Source organism: Pseudoalteromonas sp. APC 3358, from assembly GCF_030408075.1.
Taxonomy (GTDB): Bacteria; Pseudomonadota; Gammaproteobacteria; order Enterobacterales; family Alteromonadaceae; genus Pseudoalteromonas; species Pseudoalteromonas arctica.
In genome coordinates this window covers 527,227-536,956 of sequence record NZ_JASDCE010000002.1, presented here as the reverse complement: position 1 = coordinate 536,956, position 9,730 = coordinate 527,227, and the positions used below count along the sequence as shown (strand labels likewise).

Below are 9,730 nucleotides of genomic sequence, written 5' to 3'. Positions count from 1 at the left end.
AAACGGCTAATATTACCGGAGAAAAGAAAGCGAAAAGCTTATCCGCGAACGGTGCTCGCAAAGACACAAAAATATCCAGTTAGGTATAAACGAAAAAACACCACTCGTTCTTAAACGAGTGGTGTTACCACATTAGTGGGCTTTTTTATAGCTGCTTAAATTGGATTTATTTAGTGAGTTTTAAAATCATATCTTGATGAGGTATACCGTCTTCTAAATATTCACTTTTATAATCCTCAAAGCCAAAAGAGCGGTAGAAATCAAGCAAGTAAGTTTGCGCACCTATATAAATATCTCGCTCAGGCCATTGTGCTTTGCAGCAGTCTATAGCTTTAGTAATAAGTAAAGTAGCATACCCATTACCACGCGCTCCTTCACTCACTAGCACGCGACCTATTGCGCTGTATTGCTCACTTTTGTCATAACAACGCGCATAAGTTTGTAGTTGCTCATTATCCAATGTATATAAATGCTGTGTATTTAAAGCAACATCTACATCATCAAGTTCAGGGTAAGGACATTTTTGCTCTACAACAAACACATCAACCCGCCCACGCATAATAGTAAAAAGAGTCTGTGTATCAAGAGCGTCAAACTGCTCACATTTAAACTGCATATTAAATCCTATAAGCAAAAAACCCAGCTTAGGCTGGGTTTATTAAAATCACTCGCTAGCTTAGTTAGCTTATACTAAGTAAATAAGCGCTCTAGCTGATCACACAACTGCGATAGATTCACATGATCGTGCTCTATGGTCAAATCTACATAACCATCGCCTTTAAAGGCTCTGTCTAGCTCTATAAGCACATGTGTTTTATGTGCCTCTGGTACAAACGATAATTCAATCTCCTGAATGCCAAATAAGCTGCGGCTATTAGGTTTATACTCAAGTTCTTGGTAACACCCAGATAATGACTGAAAAGTTGAAGCCCGTAAGTGGCCTTTTTCTACGTCAGCTTTCATTAAACTAAAACCTAACTTTTCCATCGCTTGCATACACGTTTTAACCGCTTCATTAGGGTAAATGTGTAAATGATCTTTATCTGTTGGGTCAAGTGCTAAGTCTATATCTAGGCCTGTTTCTAGCCACACATGTGATTGATTATAACCTGCATTAATTTCTGTAATAGGTGTTTCAGAATGAAGACGTGCTTCAAAAGGGATGTTTTTAACTTCGCCTGGCTCAATTGTACCAATATCTGTAATTCGCCATTGCTCAATTACATGATTAGTAAAATAATCACCATCATCACCCGCAACTTTAACACGAGTCATTAATAATAAATCTAAGCCTGCGATATCTTGGTTAACATCCCCTGCTGTGATAACTATTTGTGCGTTAAAAAGTTGACCTGGTTGTAGGTGTTCAGTTTCTAAAATAGTGTCTACTTTTGCAGCACCAATACCTACCGACGCTAAAATCTTTTTAAACATATCTCTCTCCTTAAGCTGAGCTGCTCTATTATTTGCTCTGGCTTAAACTTCTTCGTTATCGCATCTTAACCATATTTAAAAGCTAATGTCAGTGAAAAAATGTTATTTACATACTATTTACGATTAAATAAGTGTTTAATGCGCATTTTTCATACGCAGCAAGGCAAGTAATTGATTAGACGCGTTCATTTTTAGGTCTATTATATTTTCAATGGCATAAATTTTTCGTTACACTGCAACACCAAATGAAGTGATATTAAGAATTATGGAACTAATCTATTTTGCTGCCGCGTTTGTTTGTGGTTTTGCCGTTTATCAATTAAAACTACCTCCTCTTATTGGATTTTTATTAGCAGGCTTTGCTTTAAATTTATCGGGATATAAAAGTACAGAGTTGCTCGATACAATTGCAGCACTTGGCGTAACCCTTCTTCTTTTTAGTATTGGCTTGAAACTTAAAGTTAACAGTTTAATTAAACCTCAAGTTTGGGCGCCTGCAACATTGCATATCATTTTTAGCAGTGCGTTATTTAGTGGTTTTATGCTGTTACTTGGCGTATTCGCTATTCCACTATTTGTTGATTTAAGTTGGAAAAGTGCTTTATTAGTTGGGTTTGCGCTTAGCTTTTCAAGTACTGTATTTGCAGTAAAAGTGCTTGAAGAACGCGGGGAAATGGCAAGCTTACACGGTAAAATAGCCATTGGTATATTGGTAATGCAAGATATCTTTGCTGTTATCTTTTTAGCTATTAGCACCGGTAAAGTCCCAAATTTATGGGCAATTGCACTAATAATTGCTTTGCCTTTATTACGACCTGTAATGTATGGCGTATTGAACCGATCTAAACATGGTGAACTATTACCATTGTTTGGTTTTTTCTTTGCTCTAGTTGCTGGTTATCATGCATTTGAATTTGCAGGCCTAAAAGGCGATTTAGGTGCACTAATAATAGGAATGATGTTTGCCCCTCATAAAAAGGCAGGCGAGCTATCAAAATCCCTGCTTAATTTAAAGGACATATTGCTAGTTGGCTTCTTCTTAAGTATTGGTTTGAGCGCAGAGCTAACCACTAACTCCTTGATTGTTGCTATTATACTTATTTTAGTATTACCCGTTAAAATAGCGCTTTATTATGTGTTCACTAATATATTTAAACTACGCGCGCGTACATCATTACTTACTGCTTTTAGCTTATCTAACTACAGTGAGTTTGGTTTAATTGTATGTGCAGTGGCTGCAACTACAGGCATGATCACCTCTGAGTGGCTAGCTGTAATGGCAATTGCTGTTTCTATTACCTTTATAATTGCCTCCCCATTAAATAAACGTTCAAACGAGTTGTACGTAAAAATAGAGCACTGGTTATTAAAGTTCGAAAGCAAAACTCGTTTAGCTGAAGAGCTACCTGTTAACCTTAACGATACTAGAATAGTCATTTTTGGTATGGGACGGATTGGTACTGGTGCTTATGAGACTATCAACGCGACTCACCCAAATGTTGTTGCAGGTATAGATATAAAACCTGAGGTGGTAGATAAGCACGTAAACAGAGGCCGCAACGTCTTAATTGCTGATGCAACCGACCCTGACTTTTGGCAACGAGTAAATCACTCGCAAGTAGAAATGGTTATGCTTGCGATGCCAAAACACATGCAAAATATTTTTGCCTTAGAGCAACTACAAGCCTCCGGTTATAAAGGTCAAGTAACAGCTATTGCAAACTACCCTGATCAACAAAAAGAACTAGAAGAAATGGGTGTTCATTCTACTTATAACTTTTACCTAGAAGCCGGTAGTGGTTTTGCAGAGCACGTTAAACAAGAGCTATTTAACGAATAATTACTTTTTATAACGTCTATAAATAACAAGGCCTTAATCAGTTAAGGCTTTGTTATTAGTTTTTAAATAAAAAGCAATTCTATTTACATTCCTTTACAAGCCAATTCACCACAACAATGAAAAACAGGTAGACTAACTGTGTTGGTTAAATAAGAACCCATGTTCTAATAATAACTTAATTAGATCCCAGCTAATTAAAGTTCAACTAGGTTTATATCAATCAACATAAAATTATTAAATCAGAGGGCCTACTCCCTCGCAAAATAGGCTGTTTCTTGCCCGTCACAGCCTATTTTATATCTCTAAAATCCCTTACACTTACACTTACGCATACTTTAAATACATAAGTAGTTTTTATGGATCCAAAACAACTAAAAATAGCGATAAATACTACAATGCCGTTTGGAAAATATGCAGGACGGCCATTGTTGTTACTCCCAGAGCCTTATTTAGTCTGGTTTAATCAGCAAGGGTTTCCTGACTCAAAACTAGGTAGTCAACTTGCGATGATGTATGAGGTAAAACTAAATGGCCTTGAGCAAATGTTAATGCCATTACTTGAAAAAAATAAAAATAGTTGAGAACTTTTTTAAGCACCTGCGGTCTATTATATTGCTACTTGTTGATTTTGGTTTTTAACCGCAAAAAAAGCGCCTTTAGGCGCTTTTTTTATGTCTTAAATTTGAGGGGTAAATATACAATAAATTTAGCACCACCTAAGCTTGAGCTTTCTGCTTTACACTCTCCTTGGTGCCACGACACAATTTTAGCAACTATAGCGAGTCCTAAACCAAAACCACCGGTATCCTTGCCTCTACTTTTATCTAGTCGAGTAAAAGGTTTAAATACATTTTCTCGCTCAGCGGGAGCTATCCCCTCCCCATCATCTTCAACAATCAATACGATGTGTTTTGTCTCTTGTAGCAATGAAATTTTGACTTTTTTATGGGTATATTTGAGCGCATTGCCAATTAAATTTTGAAATACTCGCGCCATAAAGTGACTATCACAGTAATAATTTAAATGCTCAGGGAGGTTTACGGAGAGCGTTGTTCGGGCTTCAAAGTTTAGCTTTTCAACAGTTGTTTTTACCAGCCCAGCTAAGTCACAGTTTATTGGCTGTAAACTAGGTTGTTGAGAGTCTAATCGCGCGTATTCGAGCATTTCAGAAACTAGTGACTCAAGCTCGCTAATGTCTGTTTGCATGTTTATTAAGTATTTCTCACCTTTTTCGTCAAGCATTTGTTCTTGCAGCATTACAATTGCAAACTTTAAACGTGCTAGTGGTGTTCTAAACTCATGCGACACCGATGAGGTAAGTTCTTGCTGCGCACTAAGTAAAAACTCAATACGTTGCTGCATTACCTTTAATGTATCAGTAATAGGTAAAAAGAAAGACTTAGAAGAGTCATTTAGTTGAAAGTCTTGCAAACCCTCTACCGCTTCACACGCTTTACGTAGCTTTGCAAAGTCGCGCCATAGTAAAAAGCTCCACAGCCCAACAGGTATACCTACAATAATAAGTAGTAATAAATACGGCCAAACAGAAGATGATTCCTGCGTTAATACACCTACCGGTCCTACTTGAAGTAATGAATCATTACCGAGATCTACATACCAAACAATGCGTTGTTGCTTATCGTATAAGTATAAGTAGTGGTTTTGGTTGAGCTGCGATTGTTGTTTTTGAGGGAGTATTAAATCACGTCGTTCAATCACTTTACTTTCAAAGTTGTGCTTTAATTTTTTAAGACCATTTGGAGTTTGTGAGAGCAACCAGAGTGATTGCCCAAACTCATCATCTAAGAAGACCTGTTGTTGCGACTCTTCGTAAGGCCACAATTGCTCTATAACACCGCTTACTACAAACAAAGAAACGATGATATATAAATATAAGCTGGTAAACAGTTTTCCCATTAAAGCCGACTAACCTTAAATAGTTCTAAAGATCCCATGCATCAGAAACAAATAAGTAGCCTTGTCCCCATACAGTTTTTATACGATACGGCTTATCGCTGTTGTCGCCTAATTTTTTACGAATTCGTGATACGCGTACATCCACCGTTCTATCAAGTCCATCGTATTGGCGGCCAATCATATGCTGGTGCACATGTTCTCGACTTAGTACTTCACCCGCATTTGACGCTAATAGCCATAGTAACTCAAACTCGTGCGAAGTTAATACAATCTCCGAATCACTTAGTTTTACAATACGACTTGTTTTATCAATGACTAAATCACCAAACTGGAGCTCTTCGCTTGATTTTACCATGGGTTGTCCACGACGCAGTAATGCATTAATTCGCGCTAGTAATACACGTGGCTCTGCTGGTTTTATTACATAATCATCAGCGCCAAGCTCTAAACCAAGTACTTGGTCGAAGTCTTCACCTTTAGCAGTCAACATTAAAATTGGTAGAGTAAATTTATCTCTTACTTGGCGGCAAACGCTAAAGCCATCTTTACCTGGCAGCATAACGTCTAAAATCATTAAATCGGGTGTATTGTTTTCTAAGTAATTAAACACTTCGTCACCACGGTCTAATACTTCGACTTCAAGGCCATTATGTTCAAGGTAATCTTTTGTTAGTTGTTGTAAACCGAGATCATCTTCAACAAGTAAAATTTTTGGCATTAGTTGCTCCTAAATTAAAAAAAGCTCCACGGAGAGCGAAGCCTACGCCTATTTTTTTTAGCATGGGCGCTTTGTACTTCAACCTGTGTTTTTGCTATTAACACACCCGTATGAGGATTGATTAAGGAGTATATGGTCTCCACCTGAACACGCGCTTTATAATTAAATTGCCCAGAAAGTTGTTGCTCCCAGCATTGAAGCCGTTGCTCTTGCTGATACAAACAGACATCACTGTAGGTGTTTAATTGCCATTTAAATTGTAAATCAAGATCGCAAAAACCCTGCTGTTCAGAGACAACGCAGACTTTTGGAGAAACGCTAAAAAAAGGGGTTTGTGCCACACTAAAACCACTAAAACCACTAAAAAAAGTGGTAATAAAGACAACTAATATTAAATACTTCATATTAAAAAGTACGATCGAATCCTATAAATGCAGTCATTGAATAAGTACGTTCGAAGAGCGGACTGCCATCCATAGCCGAATAGTCGTAATATGCTACATGAAAACGAAGAGAGTCAGCCTTACTCAGAGGCCAACGGGCATCGATTTTAGCATAAGGTTGCCAACTACTACCAACGTCTATTTTGCCAAATTGAGTTTCACCCTCATTAAGTCCATAAAAATAGCTATTTAGTTCCGCAGATTTATAGTTTATTCCAAGTGTTGGCTTTATTTTGAGCTTTCCTATCACAGTATGATACTGCCACTGTAATGCTGCGCGTACACCTCGATAAACATCGGTTATATCATGCAGAGCCTGAACCGAAAAAACATGGTCTTCATTTACATAGTGATATGCAATACCCGCATCCAGTGCAATTTGCCGTTTATGTAAATTATCAATATCAACATAGCGAGAGGACGAGGCTTCATCTTGCATTACGAACTGATTGTTGAGAGCACTGCTTTGTAGTGTAAATACATTTTTAGGGTGCCAGTCTATAAAAAAGCGAGACTCAGAGTTGAGTTCACCAACTAGATTAAAGTGATGCTTAGGGGTTTGCAAAAATGAATAACCAAGACGGCCATTATCAAAAAACCATTGCTCTGCATAAAACGCAACTTGAGGAATAAGCACGAGCGGAATATTATCTCCACCATGCAAAGGGTTGGTTATAACTCCAGCCCCCACGCTTAAACTCAAATGCAGACGATCGGTTGTTATATCTTGCTCTGTATAATCGTCAGCATGCTTGCTTGCCTGTGTTGCTTGCACCGAAAGGCAAATAAACAAAGTGCTAAAACATAGAGCTGTTAATAATGAGAAGGCATACCGCATCAGCGTAAATCAAAGTATCAAAATAAGTGAGTTCCCCATACTAGCAAGGTCTTTTTAAACTAGCTCTAGCTGGTTACAATTATTCACAATTTGTATACAAAAATGTTAACTTTATGCTTTTCGGACTATTTATCTTTCAAGGTAGTTGTGTCTAAGGATTGTACTTTGAGTTGCTTGTGTAGTTTTTGACTAATAGTACTTTAAGATACTTTGAAAATGAGGCACAACGTAGCAAATGCAATTATTCAAATAAAAAATTACTAAGAGCTAACTCGCTACAGCTCTATTGGGTTTTACCTGCTTGTTTACCAAAACTGAAGTTGGATTAAATCGCCCTAAATTGAGCGGCTTTAACCCAAATAAATCAAAAACCTCTGGCACTTATTAAATATCAGGGGCTATTTCTATACGATTTCGTCCATGTGTTTTGGCAATGTATAAGGCTCTATCTGCACGCTCAACTAAAACAGTACTATTTGTAAATGGCCGTAAAATTGCTAAGCCAAAACTTGCTGAAATAGCACGTTTTGCAGTTACATCATGCTTTTTACGAATCGCCAATTTTGCTATTGCTAAACGAATACAATCTGCAAATGCTATTATATCGTTAATAGTGTCAAAGTAGGCTGTTATGCAAAACTCCTCGCCACCGTATCTATACACATTTGCAGCTTCAGTTGTATTTTCTCTCACTTTTTTAGCAACTAGCCTAAGCACTTCATCACCCTTTTGATGGCCAAAATCATCGTTAAAGCGCTTAAAATGATCAATATCAAACATAATGAGTACGGCAAGAGAGTCTTCTTGCGCTTGCTCTGAGTATTCGAGGCAAAAGTTTACAATATCAGAATCAAACTTACCTCGATTATAAAAACCCGTAAGCGTGTCGGTATCGGCTGCTTCCTTTGAAATATTGAGTGCTTCTTTTAAATCTTTTATTTCATTGTAGGCAACGGCTAATTTAGTCTGAAACTCCCGAGCATAATCTTGCATTGCAATAGAATCGTCGGTTAAACGCTCAACACAACCTAGTATCTCATTGTAAGAGTTTACATCAACAAGCATATTTAATTCATTTTGTGAGTCAACTAAACTCGTCGTAAAGCTTTTAGAGTGATCAAGCGTTGTGCTTATATCTTGCTGAACTTGCTCCATAGTTGTATGAAATTTTTCAGTCATTTCTTGAAAAAAAACGAGATCGTCTTGCGTTAAATGTTTATCAAAAATTTCTTTTGCTTTGTCTTGTGAACATGTTTGTTGCAGAGCAATAACATGGTCTAACTCAGCATTTAATGAAGGTTTGTTTCCTTGAATATAACAGTACCAAATTGCATAGTTGATGGGTGTAACCGGCATTCGGTATTTTACCATCAAAGGAATCGCCTTTTTTAGGCATTGAGCAGAATGAGCAAGTGATACGGCGTGGTTCATAAATAAACTCTCAAGCGTCATTGTTTTTATTATTAGCGCTCAATGTTAAGTAATAGTAAACTTATACGCAACCTATATTCATACTATTTAACTAACTTGCTTATTCTCTGCGCGCATTAAATCGCTTTTGCATCTAAAGTTTGCGCAATATTCCACAAAGCACTGATTGCAGGGTCATTTAACTCTTTCCTTAATACTGCCAAACCAATATCAAACCCATCAGGCGCTTGCATTTTTGGTGTTAGTATTTGTACTTTATCTTGCAGCGGGCTGTTATCTAGCACTATTTTAGGGACCATTGCGACACCTAATCCTAAGCTCACCATAGATACCATTGCTTCGTGCCCAGCAACCTGTGCGTAAATTTTCCCGTGAATATTATTTTTGCGCCACCAGTGTTCTAACCTTTGGCGAGAAAAACCTTGTTCTGGCACAATAAATTCTAAATCAGACCAACTAATGTCATCACTATTGTGTGTTAGTTTTTGTGTGATCGGGCATTGAATTTTTGGTCCAATTAATAAAAGCGGAGAGTGCCCTATATCTACAAAAGCAATTTGCGCCGGTAACTTATTTGGCTTAGCTGCAATAGCCATTAATTCATGCCCATCTAACACGCGGTTTATAGCAAGTGCAGGGTCGCCTGTATTTAATGTTATTTCTATATACTGATGCTGCGCACGAAGTTGCTCTAATATTTGATGTAAAAAACTATAAGATGCAGTAACCGAGCAATAGATACTTACTTTGCCGTAAATATGTTGTTGTGGGTCTTTCACATTCGCTTTAAAACGCTGCCAATTAGCAAGCGTTGCTGTGGCGTAATCAATAAACGACTCACCCTCACGCGTTAATTTAACACTGCGGTTATCGCGTACAAATAATGCAACACCTACCTCTTCTTCCAAGTGTTTTATATTGCGGCTTAAAGTGGGTGCGCTTATATGACAAAGCTCGCTTGCGCGTCCAAAATGAAGTGTTTTAGCCAGTGCTAAAAAGTAGTTTAAATGTTTATGATCCATGCCAAACCCAGTATTTCATATTATGAAACACTTTAATTCAAATATATCATTTTACGCAAGCAACGATTTTACATATGGTGTTTGTAA

The 9,730-nt window shown here is 37.5% G+C and carries 10 protein-coding genes; 2 read left to right on the top strand and 8 right to left on the bottom strand.

Annotated features, from left to right (window positions below; translation table 11 throughout):
- Nucleotides 1-166 precede the first annotated feature (166 nt).
- Nucleotides 167-616 carry a GNAT family N-acetyltransferase gene (locus QL995_RS05050; protein WP_290293409.1) on the bottom strand — a complete coding sequence of 150 codons (450 nt, stop codon included), beginning with the start codon at nt 614-616 and terminating at the stop codon, nt 167-169.
- 74 nt (nt 617-690) lie between these two features.
- A complete protein-coding gene (locus QL995_RS05045) occupies nt 691-1,434 on the bottom strand; it encodes a sporulation protein (RefSeq protein ID WP_024594040.1) in 744 nt (247 codons plus the stop codon).
- A 265-nt stretch (nt 1,435-1,699) separates the two neighbouring features.
- Between QL995_RS05045 and QL995_RS05040 the strand changes: the two genes are divergently transcribed.
- Together QL995_RS05040 and QL995_RS05035 are read left to right on the top strand one after the other, a co-directional pair.
- The gene (locus QL995_RS05040; RefSeq protein ID WP_290293406.1) at nt 1,700-3,274 is read left to right on the top strand and encodes a cation:proton antiporter family protein; all 1,575 of its coding nucleotides are present in this window, start codon (nt 1,700-1,702) and stop codon (nt 3,272-3,274) included.
- 356 nt (nt 3,275-3,630) lie between these two features.
- A complete protein-coding gene (locus QL995_RS05035) occupies nt 3,631-3,855 on the top strand; it encodes a DUF3820 family protein (protein WP_101216204.1) in 225 nt (74 codons plus the stop codon).
- 88 nt (nt 3,856-3,943) lie between these two features.
- Here the strand turns inward: QL995_RS05035 and QL995_RS05030 are convergent, their stop codons facing one another.
- From QL995_RS05030 to ilvY, 6 genes are all read right to left on the bottom strand, one after another.
- Nucleotides 3,944-5,191: an ATP-binding protein gene (locus QL995_RS05030; RefSeq protein ID WP_290293401.1), complete on the bottom strand. Its 1,248-nt coding sequence runs from the start codon at nt 5,189-5,191 to the stop codon at nt 3,944-3,946.
- Nucleotides 5,192-5,216: 25 nt separating this feature from the next.
- Nucleotides 5,217-5,909: a response regulator gene (locus tag QL995_RS05025; protein ID WP_007584133.1), complete on the bottom strand. Its 693-nt coding sequence runs from the start codon at nt 5,907-5,909 to the stop codon at nt 5,217-5,219.
- A gap of 14 nt (nt 5,910-5,923) precedes the next feature.
- Complete coding sequence (locus QL995_RS05020) at nt 5,924-6,313, bottom strand: DUF3019 domain-containing protein (RefSeq protein ID WP_290293396.1); 390 nt, start codon at nt 6,311-6,313, stop codon at nt 5,924-5,926.
- A gap of 1 nt (nt 6,314) precedes the next feature.
- The gene (locus QL995_RS05015; protein WP_024608151.1) at nt 6,315-7,127 is read right to left on the bottom strand and encodes a MipA/OmpV family protein; all 813 of its coding nucleotides are present in this window, start codon (nt 7,125-7,127) and stop codon (nt 6,315-6,317) included.
- Between the two features lie 447 nt (nt 7,128-7,574).
- Nucleotides 7,575-8,621 carry a GGDEF domain-containing protein gene (locus QL995_RS05010; protein WP_193371818.1) on the bottom strand — a complete coding sequence of 349 codons (1,047 nt, stop codon included), beginning with the start codon at nt 8,619-8,621 and terminating at the stop codon, nt 7,575-7,577.
- Nucleotides 8,622-8,737: 116 nt separating this feature from the next.
- A complete protein-coding gene (ilvY, locus tag QL995_RS05005; protein WP_290293389.1) occupies nt 8,738-9,643 on the bottom strand; it encodes an HTH-type transcriptional activator IlvY in 906 nt (301 codons plus the stop codon).
- Between the last annotated feature and the right edge of the window lie 87 nt (nt 9,644-9,730).

What these genes read in the sequence shown, in the direction of transcription:
- ilvY (WP_290293389.1), bottom strand. Translation starts at nt 9,643, where the DNA reads ATGGATCATAAACATTTAAACTACTTTTTAGCACTGGCTAAAACACTT.
- QL995_RS05025 (WP_007584133.1), bottom strand. Translation starts at nt 5,909, where the DNA reads ATGCCAAAAATTTTACTTGTTGAAGATGATCTCGGTTTACAACAACTA.
- QL995_RS05035 (WP_101216204.1), top strand. Translation starts at nt 3,631, where the DNA reads ATGGATCCAAAACAACTAAAAATAGCGATAAATACTACAATGCCGTTT.
- QL995_RS05020 (WP_290293396.1), bottom strand. Translation starts at nt 6,313, where the DNA reads ATGAAGTATTTAATATTAGTTGTCTTTATTACCACTTTTTTTAGTGGT.
- QL995_RS05040 (WP_290293406.1), top strand. Translation starts at nt 1,700, where the DNA reads ATGGAACTAATCTATTTTGCTGCCGCGTTTGTTTGTGGTTTTGCCGTT.
- QL995_RS05010 (WP_193371818.1), bottom strand. Translation starts at nt 8,621, where the DNA reads ATGAACCACGCCGTATCACTTGCTCATTCTGCTCAATGCCTAAAAAAG.
- QL995_RS05050 (WP_290293409.1), bottom strand. Translation starts at nt 616, where the DNA reads ATGCAGTTTAAATGTGAGCAGTTTGACGCTCTTGATACACAGACTCTT.
- QL995_RS05030 (WP_290293401.1), bottom strand. Translation starts at nt 5,191, where the DNA reads ATGGGAAAACTGTTTACCAGCTTATATTTATATATCATCGTTTCTTTG.
- QL995_RS05045 (WP_024594040.1), bottom strand. Translation starts at nt 1,434, where the DNA reads ATGTTTAAAAAGATTTTAGCGTCGGTAGGTATTGGTGCTGCAAAAGTA.